The following is a 24,237-nucleotide window of genomic DNA, read 5'->3' as shown; positions in this document are numbered from 1 at the left end:
ATCTTCCATTTTCAACCTTTGAGGAATCAATTAGTTACCCAAAATACCACTATTTTAGCGTTATAAGTTTAGTAAAATAAGCTTTAATATGCAATATTAAAATAAAATGGAGACTATAAATTTTATTGAAATATTTTTTATAATGTTTCAAATTTTAAAATTAACCATCCAATACACAAGAACATTTCATTAGCACAAATCAAACAAAACGTACAAAATTTTCGATCGGTTCGCGTTCAGTTTCAAAATTATTTTCTGGAGCATTTGCATCACGATAACCAAGTGCCATACCACATATAAGCCGTTGCTCAAAAGATATTGATAAAAGTGTACAAATTTGCTTATGGTAGTCAGCAAAAGCTGCTTGAGGGCATGTGTCTAATCCAAATCCACGTGCTACTAACATAATTGTCTGCATAAACATACCTAAATCAAGCCAGCTACCAATTTCCATATCTTGATCCATTGTAAACAAGAGTCCAACAGGTGCACCAAAAAATGAAAAATTTCGCGCATGTTGTCGAAGCATTTTTTCCTGTTCACCTTTCTGGATTCCAAGACTTTTATAAAGATCCAAACTAACTTTTCGACGCCGTGAAAGATAAGGTTCTCGCCATTGGCGAGGGTAATAATGATATTCACGCTTTCCTTTTACACCTGATAGTACAAGCCGTGAAAGTTCTTCCCCTACTTTCTGCAACATATCCCCTGTTATAACAATTACTTGCCAAGGCTGAAGATTTGCTCCTGATGGTGCTCGCGCTGCGAGTTTTAAAATTTTCTTGATTGTTTCCTGCTCAACAGGCTGATCAGTAAAAGCTCTAATTGATTTCCGTGATAAAATAGATTGAAAAATATCAAAAGTAGAATTAGCCATTATTTTTACTTTCCCCCTACAAGAAAATAAACTGAAATACCATTGCTGTTTAATAGAGAAAATTTTCTATGGCATAAGAAAAACCAATGCAATATAATTAAATAAAACACGCTTGCTTCCAAAAATTTGAGTTCTCAAACGTCATGACTTTAATTAGCATGAAATATTACCTAAGCTAAGATTTGAGTGATGTTTCACATATTTTTCCACTATATCAACTCGCGAAAATCTACAAATTTTTATGCATTAATAGCACATTTTATTTTTTTGCTGCCTTTAACTTCTAACACTTCCATCAGTAATAGGGAAATGCCTGAATTTTATTCAGGCATTTTTTTGAGTTTTGAAATGCAGAAATGGCAGATTATTCCTAATAAATATAACTGTAAAATTATAAGCAATTATAGTTTCGCTTTATTTTTACATCCATTGATAATGATTGCTATCAGCAATGCTTATTGTTTAGCTGTAAAGTTTTAATTGTTGTGCAACCAAATGAAAATTCATGTCGACTGATATTTTCTATAAAAGGTCATAAGAGAGGGGGTGAAGAGCGACAGATTGTCTCAAATGATTTAAAATGACGGAAGTAAATTTGTTAGATCAATTCTGTATTATCTTTTTCCAGAAAGATGCTAGGGTGGTATACTCTTTGGCATATATTAATCAAAATTATTCAACAGCAGCATTAGCCGTCATATCCGTCAACATAGCTTTACTCTCTTCACTATGACTAGATTTACGCTGTTCATCTACAATCAAATCATCACGAATCGTGGCAATACGACGAATTTGAGCGATTGTGCCACCCGTACCTGCAGGAATAAGCCGGCCAACAATAACATTCTCCTTCAACCCCTGCAAAGTATCAATCTTTCCTGAAACTGCTGCTTCAGTAAGTACCCGAGTTGTCTCCTGAAATGACGCCGCTGAGATAAAGGATGGTGTCTGAAGAGATGCTTTTGTAATCCCAAGAAGTATAGGGTTACCAGATGCAGGTTTTTTACCTTCCGCAATTAAATTATCATTGATTTCATCTAACTCAATACGGTCGACATTGTCACCTGGAATATAACCAGAATCTCCAGATTCTGTAATTTCAACTTTTTGCAACATCTGACGAACAATTACTTCAATGTGCTTATCATTAATCAAAACACCCTGTAAACGATAAACTTCTTGAATCTCATTAACAAGGTACGACGCCAAAGCTTCAACACCCTTAATTGCTAAAATATCATGAGGTGCTGGATTACCATCAAGAATATAATCACCTTTTTCAATCTGATCGCCTTCTTGTAAATGAAATAGCTTACCCTTTGGAATTAAATACTCTACTGGCTCAAGATTTGCATCATTTGGCTCAATAATAATACGGCGTTTATTTTTATAACCACGACCAAATCGAACTGTACCACTGACCTCAGCAATGATAGCGTGATCTTTCGGACGTCGCGCTTCGAAAAGTTCAGCCACACGTGGCAAACCACCCGTAATATCTTTGGTCTTAGCACTTTCCAGTGGCAAACGCGCAATAACATCACCCGCCTTAACGTAAGAACCAAGCTCAACAGAAAGGATAGTATCCACTGACATCATGTAACGAGCTTCCCCCCCTTTATGCAATTTAGCAATATGCCCACCTTTCTTATCTGCGTGGATGATAATTGCTGGTTTTAGCTCAGCACTGCGTGGATTAGTACGCCAATCAATCACCAAACGCTTCGTAATCCCTGTAGATTCATCAGCTGTTTCAGTTACTGATAAACCATCAATCATATCTTCAAAACCTATATAGCCATCAACTTCAGTAAGAATTGGGCGTGTATAAGGATCCCACTCTGCTATACGTTGTCCACGTTTAATAACATCACCATCATCAACAAAAATGCGTGAACCATAGCTAATACGATGTACAACACGCTCTTTACCAGTCTCATCCTTGACAATAACAGCCATATTGCGCCCCATAACCACCAAATGGCCTTCAGAATTGCGAACTACATTACGATTACGTAGTTCTACTGTACCTTCATAAGAGGCTTCAAAATAAGATGAATCAACAACCTGCGCCGTTCCTCCTAAGTGGAATGTACGCATAGTAAGCTGCGTTCCTGGTTCACCAATTGACTGAGCCGCAATCACACCAACTGCTTCACCTTGATTGACCGGCGTTCCACGTGCCAAATCACGACCATAACATTTAGCACAAACACCAAGACGCGTTTCACAAGTCAAAGCAGAACGAATCTGAACAGACTGAATTCCAGCTTCTTCAATCTTAGCGACATCAGCCTCTTCAATCATCGCACCACCCTGAAGAATAACTTCACCAGAAACTGGGTGCAAAATATCAAAAAGTGCTGTACGACCAAGGATTCTCTGACCAAGTGACGCAACAATCTGTCCTGCATCAACGATTGGCTGCATAGTAAGACCTTTTACAGTACCACAATCAACCGCTGAAATAATAGCATCCTGCGCAACATCAACAAGACGCCGTGTTAGATAACCAGAGTTAGCAGTTTTTAATGCAGTATCAGCAAGCCCTTTACGAGCACCATGGGTCGAGTTAAAGTATTCGTTAACAGTTAAACCCTCTTTAAAATTAGAAATGATCGGTGTTTCAATAATCTCACCAGATGGTTTTGCCATTAATCCGCGCATACCAGCTAATTGCCTCATCTGATTAGCAGAACCACGCGCACCCGAATGCGACATCATGTAGATTGAATTCATTTGCCGCTGAGAACCTGTCTTTGGATCAAATGCAACAGCCTGAATACGCTTCATCATTTCATCCGCAATGCGATCAGTACATTTACCCCAGGCATCCACAACTTTGTTATATTTTTCACCCTGTGTAATTAAACCATCATTATATTGCTGCTCATATTCCTTAGCCAAAGCTTCCGTTTCTGCAACCAAACGTGACTTGCTATCAGGGATAACCATATCATCTTTACCAAAGGAAATACCAGCACGACAAGCATGAGAAAAACCAAGTTGCATAATACGATCACAGAAAATAACCGTTTCTTTTTGCCCACAATGCCGATAAACTTGATCAATTATTCTAGAAATGTTCTTTTTAGTCATCTCCTGATTAACAATATCAAATGAGATATTCGGATTTTTAGGTAAAAGCTCGCCAATAATCAAACGACCAGGCGTTGTGTCGTAAAGCTTGGCAACCTCTTTACCATTTTCATCTATATTTTTAAAACGGCCTTTAATCTTCGTATGAAGAGTCACAACTTTGTTCTCTAAAGCATGATACAGCTCACCCATATCAGCAAATGCCATCCCTTCACCTGGTTCTTTGTCGGAAACAATTGAAAGATAATAAAGACCAAGAACCATATCTTGTGATGGAACAATAATCGGCGCACCATTGGCTGGATGTAGAATATTATTAGTCGACATCATTAAAACACGAGCTTCAAGCTGAGCTTCAAGTGAAAGAGGAACGTGCACCGCCATTTGATCGCCATCAAAATCCGCGTTAAAAGCTGTACACACCAATGGGTGAAGTTGTATCGCTTTTCCTTCAATCAAAACAGGCTCAAAAGCTTGAATCCCTAGACGATGAAGCGTTGGTGCACGATTTAGCAAAACAGGATGTTCACGAATAACTTCATCCAAAATATCCCAAACTTCCGAATGTTCTTTTTCAACAAGCTTTTTTGCTTGTTTTACAGTCGATGAATAACCCTTTGCATCAAGACGTGCATAAATGAATGGCTTAAACAATTCGAGAGCCATTTTTTTGGGAAGGCCACATTGATGTAATTTCAATTCAGGCCCTGTCACAATAACCGAACGACCTGAATAATCAACACGCTTCCCAAGTAAGTTTTGACGGAAACGCCCTTGCTTACCTTTTAGCATATCTGAAAGTGACTTTAATGGACGTTTATTTGCCCCAGTAATCACGCGTCCACGGCGACCATTGTCAAATAACGCATCGACCGCTTCTTGTACCATACGCTTTTCATTGCGTACAATAATTCCAGGAGCACGCAACTCAATCAGTCGTTTTAAACGATTGTTACGATTTATAACACGTCGATAGAGATCATTTAAATCCGATGTTGCAAAACGACCACCATCAAGCGGGACCAATGGACGTAAATCTGGCGGAATCACCGGAATTGTTTTCATAATCATCCATTCCGGTTTATTACCGGATTCAAGGAAGCTTTCAACAATCTTGAGCCGTTTAATCAGTTTTTTTTGTTTTAATTCCGAAGTCGTTTCAGCCAATTCAACGCGTAAATCATTCGCTATTTTATCCAACTCCATTGCAGCAAGAAGCTCATAAATAGCTTCTGCACCAATCATAGCAGTAAATTGGTCCTCTCCAAATTCATCAATAGCCAGCATATACTCTTCTTCGGAAAGAAGTTGGTGCATTTTGAGCGAGGTCAGACCTGGTTCGGTAACAATATAATTTTCAAAATAAAGAATTCTTTCGATATCCTTTAAAGTTAAGTCTAAAAGAGTAGAAATACGACCCGGCAATGACTTAAGGAACCAAATATGAGCGACTGGCGCTGCAAGTTCAATATGCCCCATACGTTCACGGCGCACACGTGAAAGAGTAACTTCTACACCACACTTTTCACAGATAATGCCTTTATATTTCATACGTTTATATTTGCCACATAGACATTCATAGTCTTTAATAGGACCAAATATACGCGCACAAAAAAGACCATCACGCTCTGGCTTAAACGTCCGATAATTAATAGTCTCTGGCTTTTTGATCTCGCCGTATGACCAGGACAGAATCTTCTCAGGACTCGCAATTGAAATACGAATAGAGTCAAATGTCTGCGTCGGTACCTGAGGATTGAAAAGATTCATGACCTCGTGGCTCATGCTGTTCTCCTTCAAAGATTTTTAGAACCCGCTGCGATGGCTCTTTTTCATCACAGTCTTATTTAAAACCTATTTCTACTTTTTAAATCAGCTTTTACTACCTTAATAGAATTTTTATTATAGCCTTTCAAAGTGATTAAAGCGCACTGTTTTCTGTGCGCCTTCATTCATTACTCTGTTGCATCAGACAACGCCTGGTGCGCTACAAGTCCGCGCGCATCATCAAGTTCTACATTAAGACCAAGTGAACGCATTTCTTTTACCAACACATTAAAGCTTTCAGGTATACCTGCCTCAAATGTATCATCACCACGAACAATCGCTTCATAAACCTTTGTCCGACCAGCCACATCATCTGATTTAACTGTCAACATCTCCTGCAAAGTATATGCAGCACCATAAGCTTCAAGAGCCCATACTTCCATTTCACCAAAACGCTGACCACCAAATTGCGCTTTACCACCTAATGGTTGCTGAGTAACAAGCGAATAAGGCCCAATTGAACGTGCGTGAATTTTATCATCAACAAGATGATGCAATTTTAGCATGTAAATATAACCTACCGTCACCGGACGATCAAAAGGCTCCCCCGTACGACCATCGTAAAGCGTCACTTGTCCTGAACTATCTAACCCCGCATCTTCCAACATCATGTTGATATCAGCTTCATGAGCACCATCAAAAACAGGTGTTGCAATTGAAACACCATCTCTCATCTGAAGCGCCAACTTAAAAAGGCTTTCATTATTATACTGACGCACTGGTTCATTACGATCATTATCAGGAATGAGATTCTCAATACACTGACGTAAAGGAAGTATATCCCCAGTCCCTTGATAAAGCTCAACCAAATCACCAATTTTTTTACCCATCCCTGCACACGCCCAACCAAGATGCGTTTCAAGAATTTGACCAACATTCATACGACTAGGCACACCCAGTGGATTTAACACGATATCAGCATGCGTTCCATCTTCAAGAAAAGGCATATCCTCTACAGGAAGAATGCGCGACACAACACCCTTATTACCATGGCGCCCTGCCATTTTATCTCCTGGTTGGATTTTGCGCTTTACAGCCACAAAAACCTTTACCATTTTCATGACACCAGGAGGCATCTCATCGCCCCTTTGAACTTTTTCAACCTTATCCATAAAGCAACGTTGCAATGTTTCTTTTGATTCATCATACTGCTTACGTAAAGCTTCAATTTCATTTTGAATCTTTTCATCATCAACAGCAAATTGCCACCATTGCGATCGTGGATAAGAATTCATTATTGCGCTATCAAGATTCTTGCCTTTTGAAAACCCTTTTGGACCTTCTATTGCAACTTTATCTTTCAACATATCTGCAAGACGTGCATAAACATTTCGATCAAGAATCGACTGCTCATCATCACGATCTTTAGCTAAACGCTCAATCTCCTCACGTTCAATCGCCATTGCACGTTCATCTTTTTCCACACCATGACGATTAAAAACACGCACCTCAACAACAGTACCAAAAGTTCCAGGAGGCATCCGCATAGAGGTATCACGGACATCTGAAGCTTTTTCACCAAAAATCGCACGCAAAAGCTTTTCTTCCGGCGTCATTGGACTTTCACCTTTTGGTGTAATCTTACCAACTAAAATATCGCCAGGCTGAACTTCAGCACCAATATAAACAATACCAGCCTCATCAAGATTCCTTAATGCCTCTTCTGCAACATTAGGAATATCACGGGTAATTTCTTCTGGTCCAAGTTTAGTATCGCGTGCAGCAACTTCAAATTCCTCAATATGAATTGAAGTGAATACATCATCAGCAACAATACGCTCAGAAAGCAGAATGGAATCTTCATAATTGTAACCATTCCAAGGCATAAATGCTACAAGAACATTTCGTCCAAGAGCCAAATCACCAAGATTAGTTGATGGGCCATCAGCAATGATATCACCTTTTTCCACCCGATCACCAACATGCACGAGAGGACGCTGATTAATACAAGTAGATTGATTGGAACGCTGAAATTTCTGCAAACGATAAATATCAACACCAGATTTTGAAGGATCCAAATCTTCTGTTGCACGAATAACAATACGCGTTGCATCAACCTGATCAACAATACCACCACGTTTTGCGCCAATAGCAGCACCAGAATCACGAGCAACTATCGCTTCCATACCTGTACCAACAAATGGTGCCTCAGCACGTATAAGTGGAACCGCTTGACGCTGCATGTTTGAACCCATCAACGCACGGTTTGCGTCATCATTTTCCAAAAATGGAATAAGAGCAGCAGCCACTGAAACTAACTGTTTTGGTGAAACATCCATCAAATCCACATGATCACGTGGAGCCATCAAAACTTCACCTGCATGACGGCAAACTACAAACTCTTCCGTAAAACGCCCTTCTGAATCTAATGAAGAATTAGCCTGAGCTACATAATGTTTCGATTCTTCCATTGCAGAAAGGTAAATTACCTCTGTTGTCACTTTACCATCAATAATTTTGCGATATGGACTTTCAATAAAGCCATATTTATTAACTCGTGCAAATGTTGCTAAAGAATTAATAAGACCAATATTAGGACCTTCTGGTGTTTCAATTGGGCAAATACGACCATAATGCGTAGGATGCACATCACGCACTTCAAAACCCGCACGCTCACGCGTTAAACCACCTGGCCCAAGAGCAGAAAGACGACGTTTATGGGTAATTTCTGACAAGGGGTTAGTTTGATCCATAAACTGCGACAATTGCGAAGATCCAAAAAATTCACGAACCGCTGCCGCTGCTGGCTTTGCGTTAATCAAATCTTGTGGCATAACAGTATCAATTTCAACCGACGACATACGCTCTTTTATTGCGCGCTCCATACGAAGCAAGCCAATTCGATACTGATTTTCTATTAACTCCCCAACTGATCGAACACGACGATTGCCGAGATTATCAATATCATCAATCTCACCATGGCCATCGCGTAATTCAACTAACATTTTAACAACGCCAAGAATATCCTCCTGACGCAAGATACGAACCGTATCAGGGCAATCAAGCCCCATACGCAAATTCATTTTAACACGACCAACAGCTGAAAGATCATATCGTTCAGGATCAAAAAACAACGAAAGAAACATCGCCTCTGCCGTATCTATTGTTGGAGGCTCACCTGGACGCATTACCCGATAGATATCAAACAGTGCGTCTTGCCGACTTTCATTTTTATCCACCTTTAAAGTATTGCGGATATATGCACCAACATTCATGTGATCAATATCAAGAACATCAATTTGATCAGCATTAATATCAAACAAAATCTTCAATGCTTTGTCGTCAATTTCATCGCCTGCTTCAAGATAAATCTCACCTGTTTGATAATTAACAATATCTTCCGCTAGATAAGACCCTAGCAAATCATCTTCACTGACTCTAATCACTTTTAGACCTTTTTCTGCCAAAAGTTTTGCAGTACGAACTGTAAGCTTTTTACCCGCTTCAGCGACCACCTCACCACTATCTGCATCAATAAGATCAGAAACCAGCTTCATTCCCTTAAAGCGATCAATTGAATAAGGAACACACCAACCATTTTCAACACGCTCATAGGTAATTTTATTATAAAACGTTGATAAAATATCTGACGCATCCATACCCAACGCCATCAAAAGACTCGTAACTGGAATCTTACGCCGCCGATCAATACGGACATAAATAATATCTTTAGCGTCAAACTCAATATCAAGCCAAGAACCACGATAAGGAATTACACGAGCCGCAAAAAGTAATTTTCCTGATGAATGCGATTTCCCTTTATCATGATCAAAAAACACTCCTGGAGAACGATGCATCTGCGAAACAATAACACGCTCTGTACCGTTAATGACAAAAGTACCATTACTCGTCATTAAAGGCATATCGCCCATATAAACGCCCTGCTCTTTAATATCTTTGATATCTTTCGAACCTGTATCTTCATCAATATCAAATACGATTAAACGCAATATTACTTTTAATGGAGCTGCATAAGTCAAATCACGCTGACGACACTCTTCAACATCAAATTTTGGCAAATCAAATTCGTAACGAACAAATTCAAGCATAGCTGTACCAGAAAAATCCGAAATAGGAAATACTGATTTAAAAACAGCTTGCAAGCCTTCATCTGGACGCCCACTTTCTGGCTCCTCAATCATGAGAAATTGGTCATATGATGCTTTTTGGACCTCAATAAGATTCGGCATTTCTGCCACTTCAGGAATCTTACCAAAAAACTTGCGTACGCGCTTACGACCATTGAATTGAGACATCATCGCTAGGGTCTGAGCCATCATCGTTCCTCGATCTTTATTATTCAAGGTAGACTAAACCTTGAAAGCTCCATACCATTAGCCTGCATACACAGACCAGTTTATTTGATACCCTGTGAGCACCGCTTACTTTCATACACATAACCAAATATTTATCTATTTAGTTCTGTTACTAAAGTTCTCACAGATTAAACCCACTCCTCTTACAGCTACTAAACTGTCAGAAAAAAGCTATATCAATCAAGCCTTTTTCTTAGAAAGAGGAAGTCGATGGACATAAACGTCCACCGACATAATTAAGATTACTTAAGCTCAACCTTAGCACCTGCTGCTTCGAGCTGAGTTTTAATTTTTTCTGCTTCGTCTTTCGAAACACCTTCTTTAATAGGCTTAGGTGCCCCTTCAACCAAGTCCTTCGCTTCCTTAAGACCAAGACCAGTAAGAGCACGAACTTCTTTAATGACATTAATTTTTTGAGCACCACCATCAACAAGAACAACATCGAAATCTGTTTTTTCTTCAGCAGCTGGAGCAGCTGCACCACCAACAGCAGCAACAGCCACAGGAGCAGCAGCAGAAACACCCCATTTTTCCTCAAGTAATTTTGAAAGCTCAGCAGCCTCTAAAACAGTAAGGTTAGAAAGATCTTCTACGATCTTTGTTAGATCAGCCATTTTTAAATTCCTTCAATTAAAAGGTTTGAATCATTGTTTAAAATTTATCTCAAAAACAGAAAAGCATTAAAACCTTTCTGCAATTGTCAAACGCAAAACAGTACTAAGCCGCTTGACCCTCCTGAGCATATGCACCAACAACACGTGCAACTTGACTTGCAGGAGCATTGACAACCTGAGCAACACGAGTTGCAGGAGTGGAAATCATACCTACAAGCTTTGCCCGCAATTCGTTCAATGAAGGCAACGAAGCTAATGATTTCACAGCATCAACACTCAAACTTATTGCACCCATTGAACCACCAAGGACGACAAATTGTTCATTTGTTTTTGCAAAATCAACAGCAACTTTCGGGGCTGTAATCGGATCTTCTGAATAAGCAATAAGCGTCTGCCCAGTAAACAGATCTCTCATTGATTCAGAATCCGTGCCTTGAAGGGCAATTTTAGCAAGGCGGTTTTTGGCAACTTTAACAGCACCACCTGCTTCGCTCATTTTTGAACGAAGATCGTTCATCTGCGAAACCGTTAAACCAGAATAATGTGCAACAATGACAGAACCAGCCTTTTGAAAAGCCTCGTTAAGCCATGTGACAAATTCGCGTTTTTCCGCTCTATTCACTGTTTTTCTCCATTTAACAGGCCTATTTAAAACAAACCTGTTGGTTACCTTTGATAACATAAAATCATTCTTCTATGCTACCGACGAGGATCCTGCCCCCTCTTCACGCATAAACGATCAAAGGCAACCTTGGCTCAAACCCTTTAAGTCTCTTAACTTAAAGCTTTTACCCTAGTCTCATGCAGGTTTTTTCGATTAAGATACCCAAAGTATCACCCACAATCTCGGACAGGACATCCCGGAATTTCTTCCGGTATGACCTAAGCTTTAAAAAAGCTCAGATAACTGGACGCCGGATGAAACCCGACAACCTAAAAATTGCAATAATTACTTATAGTAAAATCATAAGTTTGCTCAACCTACTCTGCACAAACTGTTGCAGGATCAATCTTAACCCCAACTCCCATTGTTGAAGAAACTGCAACTCGCTTAATATATTCACCTTTTGCACCTTGCGGTTTAGCTTTAGTAACTGTATCAGCGAAAGCTTTAATATTTTCCACGATTTGATCAACCCCAAAAGAAGCCTTACCAATACCAGCATGCACAATACCAGCTTTTTCAACACGAAACTCAACAGCACCGCCTTTAGAAGCTTTAACAGCAGCAACAACATCAAGCGTCACAGTACCAACCTTTGGATTTGGCATCAAACCCCGCGGACCAAGAACTTTACCAAGACGACCAACAAGAGGCATCATATCCGGCGTTGCAATACAACGATCAAAATCAATAACCCCAGCATTAATAGTCTCAAATAAATCTTCAGCGCCTACAATATCAGCACCAGCAGCTTTAGCTTCCTCAGCATTGTCACCACGTGCAAAAACAGCAACACGGATATTTCTTCCTGTCCCATTAGGTAAATGAGCAACACCTCTGACCATTTGATCCGCATGACGAGGATCAACACCTAAGTTCATCGAAATCTCAATTGTTTCATCGAACTTAGCAACCGCACGCTCTTTAACCATTGAAACAGCATCTGTTAAGGCATAGAGTTTATTAAAATCAATACCTTCACGAATTTTTTTTATTCTCTTTGCTACTTTTACCATAACATTAGCCTACGACTTCTAAACCCATCGAGCGAGCAGAACCTTCAACCATACGCATCGCCGCTTCAATATCATTTGCATTAAGATCTTTCATTTTTGCCTCCGCAATCAAGTGAATCTTATCACGAGAAATAGTCCCTGCAGATACCTTACCAGGCTCTTTTGAACCAGATTTCAAATTTGCCTCTTTCTTTAAGAAAAATGATACAGGAGGAGTTTTTAGAGAAAATGTAAAAGACTTATCTTGATAATAAGTAATAATTACTGGAATCGGAGCTCCCTTTTCCATTTCCTGCGTAGCCGCATTAAACGCCTTACAGAATTCCATAATATTGATACCACGCTGACCAAGAGCAGGACCAATTGGAGGAGAAGGACTAGCCGCCCCCGCTGGAACCTGCAATTTTAGCTGTCCTACATTTTTTTTTGCCATAATAATCTGCCTTTAATTTAAACTGGTAAACTGACAATTCATCACACAGAATACCTGCTGCAGTTGGGTAGTTCGGATCATTAAGCCGGCAAAAACCATAAAATCACCTTCTACCTATTATTTTTCAAAGCGACCAAACATCACTTTAAGTTCAATCAGAGCTTTTCAACCTGACTAAATTCTAAATCAACAGGTGTAGGACGCCCAAAAATTATCACCTCAACCTTAAGGCGAGAGCGCTCTTCTTCAACCTCTTGAACAATACCATTAAACGAGACAAAAGGTCCATCAGCTACCCGGACCTGCTCACCAACCTCAAACAAAATGGAAGATTTAGGAGACTCAACACCTTCTTGCACCTGTTTAAGAATATGCTCAATCTCCCGATCAGAAATAGGAACAGGCCGTGCACCTGAACCCAAAAAACCTGTTACTTTAGGAGTATTTTTAATAAGGTGATAAACCTCATCTGTTAATTCGGCACAAACCAAAACATAACCCGGAAAAAATTTACGCTCAGAATCGATCCTACGACCCCGACGAACCTCAACAACACGCTCAGTTGGAACAAAAATCTTTTCAAATAAATGATCAAGCCCTTTTTGTTTTGCTTCTTTTTCAATAGCTTCCGCTACTTTTTTTTCAAAGTTTGAATATGCTTGAACAATATACCAACGAGCAGCCACAGTCACACTTCCTTGCACTATCGACCAAAAAGGTACTTTAGAAGATCAATACCTTGCCACACACCAAAATTTATAACTTGATCCACAACAAAAAAGAAAATCGAAGCAAACGCCGCCAATACCAATACCATAACAGTAGAGACTACTGTTTCACGCCGCGTAGGCCATTTTACTTTAGCTGTTTCCGCAAAAACCTGCTTAAAAAAAGTAATGGGATTGGTTCTAGATGCCATAAGTTACACTACATTCTTTCTAAACTTATCGTAAATCATATAACAAAACACATAATAAAACCTGAAAAGCATAATCAACTTTACGCAGTCTTCATTTACTCAATACCGATTCATACATAAAAAAACAAGTCCTGTATAAAAAAAAGCAAGAAGGAAGTTCAAAAAGACCTCCTTCATTAACAATATGATTAAAAACTATAGACTACATGGCAGGGGCAGCAGGATTCGAACCCGCGACCTGCGGTTTTGGAGACCGCTGCTCTACCAACTGAGCTATACCCCTAATCTTTGAAGCCCTTCCTTCAAAGCCTTCTGATAATTTATTGATATTATTCAATAATCTTAGAAACGATACCAGCTCCGACAGTACGCCCCCCTTCACGGATAGCGAAACGAAGCTTCTCTTCCATTGCAATCGGAACAATCAAAGAAACATCCATTGCAACATTATCACCCGGCATAACCATTTCCGTACCTTCTGGAAGTGTAACAATTCCTGTCACATCCGTGGTGCGGAAATAAAACTGTGGACGATAATTCGTGAAAAACGGTGTATGACGACCCCCCTCATCTTTCGTCAAAATATAAGCCTCAGCTTTAAACTTGGTATGGGGCGTAACAGAACCAGGCTTCGCTAAAACTTGTCCACGCTCAATACCTTCACGATCAATACCACGAAGCAATGCACCGATATTATCACCTGCCTGACCTTGATCTAAAAGCTTACGGAACATCTCAACACCTGTAACCGTCGTCTTAGAAGTCGGACGAATACCTATAATCTCGATTTCTTCACCAACTTTAATAATTCCACGCTCAACACGACCCGTTACAACCGTTCCACGCCCAGAAATCGAAAAAACATCCTCTATAGGCATCAAAAATGGTTGATCAACCGGACGCTCAGGCGTTGGGATATAATTATCAACCTCATTCATCAAACGACGAACCGCATCCTCACCTATACTTTTATCTGAATCCTCAAGAGCTGCTAATGCAGAACCTTTAATTATCGGTATATCATCACCAGGAAAGTCATATTTCGAAAGAAGCTCCCGAACTTCAAGCTCAACAAGTTCTAAAAGTTCAGCATCATCAACCTGATCAACCTTATTTAAAAAAACTACAATCGCAGGAACACCAACCTGACGTGCCAACAAAATATGCTCACGCGTCTGAGGCATCGGACCATCAGCTGCTGAAACAACCAAAATCGCCCCGTCCATTTGCGCCGCACCTGTGATCATGTTCTTCACATAATCCGCGTGGCCTGGACAATCAACATGCGCATAGTGACGCTGCTCTGTTTCATATTCAACATGCGCTGTTGAAATGGTAATTCCACGCGCACGCTCCTCAGGCGCCGCATCAATTTGGTCATACGCTTTAAATTCACCAAAATACTTCGTAATCGCCGCTGTTAATGACGTCTTCCCATGGTCAACGTGACCTATCGTTCCTATATTAACATGCGGCTTCGTACGTTCAAATTTGCTCTTTGCCATCGCCGTCGTTCTCTTATCTTTTTCGTACCTGAAAAACAGGCCTTTAGAAGTGAATCCCATCGACCTGATATATCAAGCCGATTACTACAACTCTAAGACGAAAATATTCGCCTCATTTATTATGATGAAAGCATACTCCCATCATAGTCATTCGCCTAACCACTAACAACTATTTGGAGCGGGTAGCGGGAATCGAACCCGCATATTCAGCTTGGAAGGCTGCTGCTCTACCATTGAGCTATACCCGCCCATGCATCGACTTTACTGCAATGAATGGTGGAGGGGGTTGGATTCGAACCAACGTAGCATACGCAACGGATTTACAGTCCGCCCCCTTTAACCACTCGGGCACCCCTCCATTCCATCATCGGTAAAGTTGCGCGATAAGGCATTATAGCAACCAATTTTCTCTTGTTCAATTTAAACTGGCCGCGGGGCGGTTATGACGATTACTAGCGTATCTGTCAACAGAATAAATACGGTTCTGTACAAATTTCCTACTAATTTTTTAAACTTTATGTTTTTTCTACTACATTTACTTTGAACACGCTATAAGAAAAATATGAAAGAAAAAATATCTAAAAATTCTTATTTTCCTCATCCTCGTCGCCAATATCGCGATATAAAAAACTCCACTCGTGTGCCTTCAACACACCTAAAATACCAATCTACTCCACTAATACAAAGTACAGTTTACCTTTATGGTATCCATTCAGTCAAAGAAGCACTTAAAAATCCCAAGAGAGTTTTAAATCATCTCTATGCTACACCCAATGCCTTAAAACGACTAAATATAACCGAATCAGACTTACCTTGCCCTTTAAAATTATACCCACCTAAAAAACTTGATACGCTTGTTGAAAAAAATGCAGTTCATCAAGGTGTTGTCTTAGAAACTGAACCTCTTAAACCACGGCATTTATCCGAACTTACAAATACTAACCTTATCATTGTAATGGATCAAATTACCGATCCACATAATGTTGGCGCTATTATGCGTTCTGCAGTTGCATTTAAAGCTGGAGCAATTATCACCACCTATCGCCATTCACCACAAGAAAGCGGCGTGCTTGCCAAAGCAGCTTCTGGAGCTTTAGAGCTTATCGATTACATTACCGTACGAAACCTCGCTGAAGCACTTAAAGAAATTCATCAAGCCGATTTTAATAGTATTGGGCTTGATTCAGAAGGTGAATTGCCTTTAGAGACAGCATTAACAGGTAAAAAAATTGCTCTTATCCTAGGAGCAGAAGGTAAAGGTTTGCGCCAAAAAACACGCGAAACTGTTCACTCATTAGCACGCCTTAATATACCTGGAGATATTAAATCATTAAATGTATCGAATGCAGCAGCAATAGCACTTTATGCGGCTCATAACTATCTTAAACATTAGTCTTTGACTTTTTCCGTGGGCTATCAAAAAAACTAATCAATATAAAACCTGAAATAAGTCCACCAACATGAGCTTCCCATGCTATTAAAATATCACTGTCTCCAAATAAATATGGAAATATACCTGTGAGATAGTTAATTATAAGCCACATACTAATATAAACAAGAACAGTCTTTGAACGAAGTGCCTCCTTAATAGACCAAACAGAACCTAAAAACCTCTCATTGTGCATATTGGAATCAAAAACAGAAAAAAAACCATAACGCGCAATAGCACCCATCATTCCAGAAATTGCTCCCGATGCTCCAACAAGTGGTATCATACTATCTTGATGAAAAATAAAATAAGTCAACGCAGAAACACCTGCTGTTAACATCCAAAAAAGCAAAAAACGTAAATTACCAAAATGCTTTGCTAAAGGAGACCCAAAAACTAAAAGCCAAACCATGTTCATAGCAATATGCCCAAAACTGTTATGCATAAATGAGTAACTAACAACGGTATAGCAAAACATTAAAGGCTCAGTTTGAAAAAAAAGCGGTATAAATGAAAAAAGAACAAGACTTTTAATATATAGCTGATCAGAAAGGAAATATTGAGGAATAATATAACTTAAAAAACAAAACACTATCAAAACAATTATAATAAACGGAACATTGTACAATGGTTCTTTAAGTTGTTTTGATAATAAGGGAGAGTTATTATGTCGAGAAGTAAAATCCCACATTTTTAAAAATCTCCATCTTATTTATGAATCAATAGTACTTTGCAAAACCCAAATATATCAATTATTATAATGAAAGGCTAATCTTTGCATTCTTCCAGTGTGCATTCTTAAATGCCAAATACTATTCTGCGTGGTAATATTTGCACCTTATATAAAACACACTGAAAAGCACGGGCATTAAGAAAACTATCTATAGAATTACTACACCCTATTAATTTAAATGTAAAAACTGTATGTGCATATGTACGGAACTCATTTTTAGGAATAAACAAGCGCCCCTTTTCAGACACCGTACAACCAACGGCACACACTAGTGCCGATTTTCCATCTGGAACATACCTATAATTGCGATTTTGAGACCATGCTAAATTTAAATTAAGATCATCCGAAGAAACTGAAGTTGTTACGATATCAATCATAACCTCAATTACTTATCCATTTAGCCCGCATTTTAAGTAGAATTAAAGGGTTATTGGTATAAAAAAAACTTCAGAACTTATCTCTGTAACCCATGTATAATTATTATGTTTGACAGTTGGCTGACTTGAAAACTGACACCCCGCTAACACAATTATAAACACGACAGTAAATAATCTGCTTGTTAAACGCAAGGACGAGAGCATAAAAGAACCTTTAATTTCACAATCTGATTATTATAGTTTAGAAAACTATTCTTGCACCAAGCTTATATAAAAACACCCACCAAAAAACAAAGAAACTATTAAATTACTGGACTGAAAGAATATCAGAATTTTGCTTGCAATCTTTTAACCATATATCATAAATAGGATGCTCTACAGCATTCAAACCAGGACTATCTGCGAACATCCATCCTGTAAAAATACGTCGCGTTTCTTTGTTTAATGTTATTTCATCTACTTCAACAAAACCGTTAGTGCGAGTCGGCTCACCTTCAGAACTTGTATAGCACACCCGTGGTGTTACTCGTAAAGCACCATATTGATAAGCTTGCCCAATAGAGACTTCAAAACGAATAGTTCGGCCAGTAATCTTATCAAGACCTGCAAAAACAACAACCGCATTGCTAACACGTTCAGCCTGCACACCACTAACGGAGGACAAAATTACTATAATTCCTATTAAATAAGCACAAAAAAGACGTCTTACTTCTAACTGTAGGAAAAACTTCATAAAACTAAATCAACCGCGTTTAACAAAAACTACTTATAAGATAGTGCAACATTAAAAAAACAACACACCATACAAAAAAATACTTCATTTTTCAGGTGACCATGCATGATAATCCTTACGAACAATATGTTCATCATTATAACCAATAGAACCTTTTGGCCGATAAGCTTTGCTTGTCCCTGTCATGTTTGAAATATGGGGTTTTTCCCATTCATGCGATTGATAATTTTCTTCCGTAGGTGGTCTATTACAACGATGATGAATCCAACCGTGCCAACCTGGAGGAATGCTAGAAGCTTCAGAATAATCTTTATAAATCACCCAACGGCGTGGATAACCATCCTTATGGCAACCACCTTCATAATAAACATTTCCTAACTGATCTTCCCCTACACGCTTACCTTTAAGCCACGTAAAAAAACGTGTGTTGATAGTATTACCATTCCACCATGTAAAGGTTTGTTTTAAAAAACCAGCCATTTCCGATTCCACTTCTTTAGCGCACCTATAACCTCACCTGTTAGAATAAATTGTTACGATGCCTAAAATTACCAAAAAATAAAAAAACTATCATAAAACTCAATCGTACCCTTTTGAAAAACGAACTCTTATTTCGTATATTTTATATTACAAATAAATATCATATCGATAAACTTTCCTCCACCCTATAATATTTAATCCATTTTTAGTTTCGTTTTAACCAATTCATTGACAGCCTGAGGATTTGCCTTACCCCCTGTTGCTTTCATAACTTGCCCAACAAACCAGCCAACTAAAGCAGGTTTTTCCCTCGCTTGAGCAACTTTATCAGAGTTATTAGCAATAATTTCATCAACAACACTCTTAATAACTTCTGCATCCGTTACTTGTTTCATGCCACGCTTTTCTACAATTTGACGTGGATCTCCACCTTCATTCCAGACAATCTCAAATAAATCTTTGGCAATTTTTCCAGAAATAGTCCCTTCTTTAATAAGATCAATAATCGCCCCTAATTGATCTGGAGTAACTGGCGTATCCTCAATTTCACGATTATCCTTATTCAAAGCACCTAAAAGGTCATTGATCACCCAATTAGCAACTATTTTTCCATCGCGTCCATGTGCCACTTTTTCAAAATAATCAGCAATTGCTTTTTCTGTCACAAGAATAGATGCATCATATGCACTCAACCCCATCTCATTGATAAAACGTAGCTTTATATCATCAGGAAATTCCGGTAATTCTGCAGCTAAAGCATCTACAAATGCTTGATCAAACTCCAATGGCAAAAGATCAGGATCAGGAAAATAACGATAATCATGCGCCTCTTCCTTTAAACGCATAGAACGTGTTTCACCTTTAGCGGCATCAAAAAGTCGAGTTTCCTGATCTATTACACCACCATCTTCTAAAATCGCAATCTGACGACGTGCTTCATATTCAATCGCCTGACCAATAAAGCGAATGGAATTAACATTCTTAATTTCACAACGAGTTCCAAAAGTCTCACCAGGACGGCGAACTGATACATTCACATCCGCACGCATGGAGCCCTCATCCATATTACCATCACAAGTACCCAAATAACGAACAATAGTGCGTAATTTCGTCATATAGGCTTTAGCTTCATCTGATGAACGCATATCCGGTTTGGAAACAATTTCCATAAGAGCTACACCAGAGCGATTAAGATCCACAAAAGACATTGTTGGATGCTGATCATGCATGGATTTGCCTGCATCCTGTTCAAGATGCAACCTCTCAATTCCAATTTCAATATCTTCAAATTGGCCATTCGAATCTGGCCCAACAGAGACAACGACTTTCCCCTCCCCTACAATCGGATACTGAAATTGCGAAATTTGATACCCTTGTGGCAAATCCGGATAAAAATAGTTTTTACGATCAAAAACAGATCTTAAATTAATTTTAGCCTTTAACCCCAAACCAGTCCGAACAGCTTGGCGAACACATTCTTGATTAATAACAGGCAACATACCAGGCATAGCCGCATCAATAAACGATACATGATTGTTTGGCTCAGCACCAAATTTAGTTGATGCACCCGAAAAAAGTTTTGAATCTGATGTGACTTGCGCATGAACCTCCATGCCAATGATAACTTCCCAATCGCCTGTAGCTCCGGAAATAAAACGCCTAGGATCAGGGGTACGAGTATCAACGATTTCCATTGCTAATCCACTATCAATATTGAAAATACACTCAATAGCCAGTTTAAACCACTATAAGTGCAAATTTAAGAATATAAGTCTAATAAAACCCCGGTTTTATTGGACTACTTTTATTGTATACAATTAATCCTTTTTAGGCACTTTCTTTTTAGCTGAAACTTTTTTTACACCTTTTTCCTTCACTGCGGATTTTTTCTTAGTTAAATCTAATTCGTCATCTTCTTTCATTAACTCCTCAACAGTCACTTTTTTATCTGTGACTTTTATCTGTGCCAACAAATAATCAATGACTTTTTCTTCAAAAATCGGTGCACGTAGGCTCACTACAGCTTCCGGTGTATTCCGGAAAAAATTCATAATTTCTTTCTCTTGCCCAGGATATTGACGAACCTGATCAAAGATTGCTGCTTGTAACTCATCTTCGCTTACCTTAACATCGGCTCTCACCCCAATCTCAGAAAGTACTAGACCAAGACGAACACGACGCTGAGCAAGCATATGATATTCTTGCCGCGCTTGTTCTTCTGTAGTGCCCTCATCTTCAAAACTACTACCAGCTTTTTGTAAATCGTTATTAATCTGACCCCATATATTATTAAATTCAACGTCCAAAAGGCATCTAGGAATTTCAAAATTATAGTCAGCATCTAATGCATCAAGAATTTGACGTTTAACTTTTTGACGTGTCATTGAGCCATATTTACTCTCAATTTGCCCACGCACAATTTCACGTAAACGATCAAGAGACTCTACACCAAGCTTTTGAGCTGATTCATCATTAATCTCTAATTCATCTGGTTTGAACACAGCTTTAACAGTGACATCAAACACAGCATCTCTACCAGCTAAGTGTGCAACACTATAATCATCAGGAAATTTAACAGAAATTGTTGCTGTATCGCCTGCCTTTACACCAACCAATTGCTCCTCAAAACCAGGAATAAATTGTTTTGAACCAAGAATCAATTGCGCATCATTACCTGCTCCATTATCAAATGGAACATCATCAAGTTTACCAATATAATCGATTGTAATGCGATCACCTTCTACAGCAGGAGCATTTTTCTCAGAATAATTACGAGTAGAAGAAAGAACATTCTTTATCTGTTCATCAATCTCTTGTTCGGGAATATCAGCAAGCTCACGGATAATTTTTATGTTCTTAAAGTCTTTAATGTCAAACTTTGGTAAAACTTCATACTTCAAATTAAAAACAAAATCAGCCTTGCCATCCAGAACTTCTTTATCTTCATTTATATCAATGTGCGGCTGTGTTGCAGAACGTTCATTGCGATCAGCCAAAATGGAGCTTGGAGCATTCTTAATAATCTCATTAAGAACATCAGCCATAAAAGATTTACCATACATTTTTCGCAAATGGCTAGCGGGCACTTTACCGGGACGAAAACCATTAAGTTTAATCTTATCTTTGGTTTCATCCAACCGTTTATTCAATTTTATTTCCAAATCTTTTGCTAGAACCACGATTTTAATTTCGCGCTTCAGTCCTTCATTAAGCGTTTCGGTAACTTGCATCGAACAACTTTCATATTTCTGAGGAATGGATAAATCCACTCCGGTAACAATTACACCCCAACACTGCAGTGTTAGATCTACATGAAGCGGATTTTCACATACGCAAAAAACCATGGTATGTAAGGATTATTTTGGTGCGGATGGAGGGACTCGAACCCCCACGGTCTCCCGCCAGAACCTAAACCTGGTGCGTCTACCAATTTCGCCACATCCGCTTAAACCCGTTAACCAATAACCTCATATAAGCGGCGTTTCTATACCACTCAATCCCAACTAATTAAAGCAAAAAAGAAAGTAAATATATTTAAAAACTCAAATATATATACTTCTATATATACTTCTTATAAATCACAGAAGTAAAATCTATGCTTTTCAGATAGCACTACTTCCATTAAAAGGAGATTATGTCAAATAAATTTAACATTCCAATTCATATCATCGGTGGTGGTCTTGCTGGCAGTGAGGCAAGTTGGCAAATTGCCCAATCAGGAATCCCTGTCATTTTACATGAAATGCGACCAAAAAGAAAATCCGATGCTCATAAAACAGACAAACTTGCAGAACTTGTCTGCTCAAATTCATTTCGTTCAGATGATTCATCCACAAATGCCGTTGGTCTTTTACACGCTGAAATGCGATTAGCAAAATCCCTAATTATGAAGGCTGCAGATGCTAATAAAGTGCCAGCAGGAAGCGCTCTTGCTGTTGACCGTGATGGATTTTCCCAAACTATTACAGAAGCACTTGAAAATCACCCCCTTATAACTATAGAACGTGAAGAAATTCATAACCTTCCTGAAAACTGGCATAATATTATTATTGCAACAGGTCCCCTTACTTCACCAGCACTTGCACAAACAATACAAGCAATAACAGGAACAGAAGCACTTTCTTTTTTTGATGCTATTGCACCTATCATTTATACTGATAGCATTAATATGGGCATCTGTTGGCATCAATCTCGCTATGACAAAATCGGCCCTGAAAAAACTGAAAAAGATTACCTTAACTGCCCCCTTAATAGAAAACAATATGAAACATTTGTTCAAGCACTGAAAAGTGCAGAAAAAATAGAATTTCGTCAATTTGAAAAAACACCCTATTTTGATGGATGCCTACCAATTGAAGTGATGGCTGAACGTGGACTTGAAACCCTCAGATATGGGCCAATGAAACCTATAGGACTAACAAACGCTCATAACCCTACAGTTAAACCCCATGCCGTTGTTCAATTACGTCAAGACAACACACTTGGCACTCTTTACAATATGGTTGGCTTTCAAACAAAATTAAAATATGGTGAACAAATTCGTATTTTTAGAACAATACCTGGACTTGAAAAAGCAGAATTCGCACGCCTTGGTGGTCTTCATCGCAATACTTATCTCAATTCACCAATCATTCTTGATAAAAGTCTTCGTTTAAAACAAAGGCCTCAATTACGTTTTGCTGGACAAATCACAGGTTGCGAAGGTTATGTAGAATCATCTGCAATTGGGCTTTTAGCTGGGCGCTTTGCTGTTGCTGAATATAATCATACTTGTCCTTCTTTACCGCCAAAAACTACAGCATTTGGAGCTCTTTTAAACCATATTACTGGTGGATACATTGCAACTCAAGAAATAGGCAAACAATCTTTTCAGCCAATGAATATCAATTTTGGTCTTTTTCCACCTGTTGACTGTGTTCATCACTCAGAAAAACGTTTATCTAGCAAAGAAAAAAAACTAGCAAAAAAACAAGCTATAATTACACGAGCCTTAAATGATTGTATTCAGTGGTTAACACATGAAGAATAAAAATAATCTCTAAACTAATCATTATCCTTTTAATCTTAATAAAGCACTGATTGCTTCTGCCTTTAGACCATTAAACAAACTTTAATTAACCTTAAAACAGTGGGTCATTCAATACATTGTAGTGCTTATTAATAGGGTTAAAAAGCTATTCTAGATTTGCTTATAATCTAATATTTCAGTATTTCA

18 protein-coding genes and 4 tRNA genes are annotated in these 24,237 nt (G+C 38.7%); 2 read left to right on the top strand and 20 right to left on the bottom strand.

Going from position 1 to position 24,237, the window contains the following annotated elements:
• Positions 1-199: 199 nt before the first annotated feature.
• The 13 genes from ME3_RS04780 to ME3_RS04720 all read right to left on the bottom strand — a co-directional run bounded on the left by ME3_RS04780 (position 200) and on the right by ME3_RS04720 (position 15,628).
• Entirely contained in the window at positions 200-877 is a 678-nt protein-coding gene (locus ME3_RS04780; protein WP_007477601.1) for a nitroreductase, read from the bottom strand.
• Positions 878-1,549: 672 nt separating this feature from the next.
• Entirely contained in the window at positions 1,550-5,761 is a 4,212-nt protein-coding gene (gene rpoC, locus ME3_RS04775; protein WP_007477600.1) for a DNA-directed RNA polymerase subunit beta', read from the bottom strand.
• A 170-nt stretch (positions 5,762-5,931) separates the two neighbouring features.
• The gene (rpoB, locus tag ME3_RS04770) at positions 5,932-10,080 is read right to left on the bottom strand and encodes a DNA-directed RNA polymerase subunit beta (protein WP_007477599.1); all 4,149 of its coding nucleotides are present in this window, start codon (positions 10,078-10,080) and stop codon (positions 5,932-5,934) included.
• A 281-nt stretch (positions 10,081-10,361) separates the two neighbouring features.
• On the bottom strand, positions 10,362-10,733 hold the full coding sequence (rplL, locus tag ME3_RS04765) for a 50S ribosomal protein L7/L12 (protein ID WP_007477598.1): 372 nt from the start codon (positions 10,731-10,733) through the stop codon (positions 10,362-10,364).
• A gap of 103 nt (positions 10,734-10,836) precedes the next feature.
• A complete protein-coding gene (gene rplJ, locus ME3_RS04760; protein ID WP_007477597.1) occupies positions 10,837-11,355 on the bottom strand; it encodes a 50S ribosomal protein L10 in 519 nt (172 codons plus the stop codon).
• A gap of 359 nt (positions 11,356-11,714) precedes the next feature.
• Positions 11,715-12,413 (bottom strand): 50S ribosomal protein L1, encoded by a 699-nt coding sequence (rplA, locus tag ME3_RS04755; RefSeq protein WP_007477596.1) that lies wholly within the window; start codon positions 12,411-12,413, stop codon positions 11,715-11,717.
• Between the two features lie 4 nt (positions 12,414-12,417).
• Positions 12,418-12,846, bottom strand: a complete 429-nt coding sequence (rplK, locus tag ME3_RS04750; RefSeq protein WP_007477594.1) for a 50S ribosomal protein L11 — start codon at positions 12,844-12,846, stop codon at positions 12,418-12,420.
• Positions 12,847-13,001: 155 nt separating this feature from the next.
• Positions 13,002-13,532 (bottom strand): transcription termination/antitermination protein NusG, encoded by a 531-nt coding sequence (gene nusG / locus ME3_RS04745; RefSeq protein WP_007477592.1) that lies wholly within the window; start codon positions 13,530-13,532, stop codon positions 13,002-13,004.
• A gap of 17 nt (positions 13,533-13,549) precedes the next feature.
• Positions 13,550-13,765: a preprotein translocase subunit SecE gene (gene secE / locus ME3_RS04740; protein ID WP_007477590.1), complete on the bottom strand. Its 216-nt coding sequence runs from the start codon at positions 13,763-13,765 to the stop codon at positions 13,550-13,552.
• A gap of 207 nt (positions 13,766-13,972) precedes the next feature.
• A tRNA-Trp gene (locus tag ME3_RS04735) sits at positions 13,973-14,048 on the bottom strand.
• A 46-nt stretch (positions 14,049-14,094) separates the two neighbouring features.
• On the bottom strand, positions 14,095-15,270 hold the full coding sequence (tuf, locus tag ME3_RS04730; RefSeq protein ID WP_007477058.1) for an elongation factor Tu: 1,176 nt from the start codon (positions 15,268-15,270) through the stop codon (positions 14,095-14,097).
• 174 nt (positions 15,271-15,444) lie between these two features.
• A tRNA-Gly gene (locus tag ME3_RS04725) sits at positions 15,445-15,518 on the bottom strand.
• Between the two features lie 26 nt (positions 15,519-15,544).
• Positions 15,545-15,628, bottom strand: a tRNA-Tyr gene (locus ME3_RS04720).
• Between the two features lie 204 nt (positions 15,629-15,832).
• Here ME3_RS04720 and ME3_RS04715 point away from each other — a divergent pair.
• Positions 15,833-16,663 carry a TrmH family RNA methyltransferase gene (locus ME3_RS04715; RefSeq protein ID WP_007477588.1) on the top strand — a complete coding sequence of 277 codons (831 nt, stop codon included), beginning with the start codon at positions 15,833-15,835 and terminating at the stop codon, positions 16,661-16,663.
• On the opposite strand, the gene ME3_RS04710 is transcribed toward ME3_RS04715, so the two are convergent.
• The 7 genes from ME3_RS04710 to ME3_RS04680 form a co-directional block, all read right to left on the bottom strand.
• The gene (locus ME3_RS04710) at positions 16,653-17,390 is read right to left on the bottom strand and encodes a rhomboid family intramembrane serine protease (RefSeq protein WP_007477586.1); all 738 of its coding nucleotides are present in this window, start codon (positions 17,388-17,390) and stop codon (positions 16,653-16,655) included. The two genes, ME3_RS04715 and ME3_RS04710, sit on opposite strands and share 11 nt — an antisense overlap.
• A 107-nt stretch (positions 17,391-17,497) precedes the next feature.
• A complete protein-coding gene (locus ME3_RS07195) occupies positions 17,498-17,809 on the bottom strand; it encodes a hypothetical protein (RefSeq protein ID WP_007477584.1) in 312 nt (103 codons plus the stop codon).
• A gap of 307 nt (positions 17,810-18,116) precedes the next feature.
• Positions 18,117-18,542: a DUF2155 domain-containing protein gene (locus ME3_RS04700; RefSeq protein ID WP_007477581.1), complete on the bottom strand. Its 426-nt coding sequence runs from the start codon at positions 18,540-18,542 to the stop codon at positions 18,117-18,119.
• 84 nt (positions 18,543-18,626) lie between these two features.
• Positions 18,627-19,022, bottom strand: coding sequence for an NADH:ubiquinone oxidoreductase subunit NDUFA12 (locus ME3_RS04695; protein ID WP_007477579.1), 396 nt, complete (start codon positions 19,020-19,022; stop codon positions 18,627-18,629).
• A gap of 194 nt (positions 19,023-19,216) precedes the next feature.
• Entirely contained in the window at positions 19,217-20,716 is a 1,500-nt protein-coding gene (gatB, locus tag ME3_RS04690; RefSeq protein ID WP_007477577.1) for an Asp-tRNA(Asn)/Glu-tRNA(Gln) amidotransferase subunit GatB, read from the bottom strand.
• Between the two features lie 123 nt (positions 20,717-20,839).
• Positions 20,840-22,252, bottom strand: a complete 1,413-nt coding sequence (gene tig, locus ME3_RS04685) for a trigger factor (protein WP_039952632.1) — start codon at positions 22,250-22,252, stop codon at positions 20,840-20,842.
• 132 nt (positions 22,253-22,384) lie between these two features.
• A tRNA-Leu gene (locus ME3_RS04680) sits at positions 22,385-22,467 on the bottom strand.
• A gap of 189 nt (positions 22,468-22,656) precedes the next feature.
• Here ME3_RS04680 and trmFO point away from each other — a divergent pair.
• Positions 22,657-24,051 (top strand): methylenetetrahydrofolate--tRNA-(uracil(54)-C(5))-methyltransferase (FADH(2)-oxidizing) TrmFO, encoded by a 1,395-nt coding sequence (trmFO, locus tag ME3_RS04675; RefSeq protein WP_007477573.1) that lies wholly within the window; start codon positions 22,657-22,659, stop codon positions 24,049-24,051.
• Positions 24,052-24,237: the final 186 nt, after the last annotated feature.

The organism is Bartonella melophagi K-2C (assembly GCF_000278255.1).
Classification (GTDB): Bacteria; Pseudomonadota; Alphaproteobacteria; order Rhizobiales; family Rhizobiaceae; genus Bartonella; species Bartonella melophagi.
This window is presented reverse-complemented; position numbering and strand designations above follow the sequence as displayed.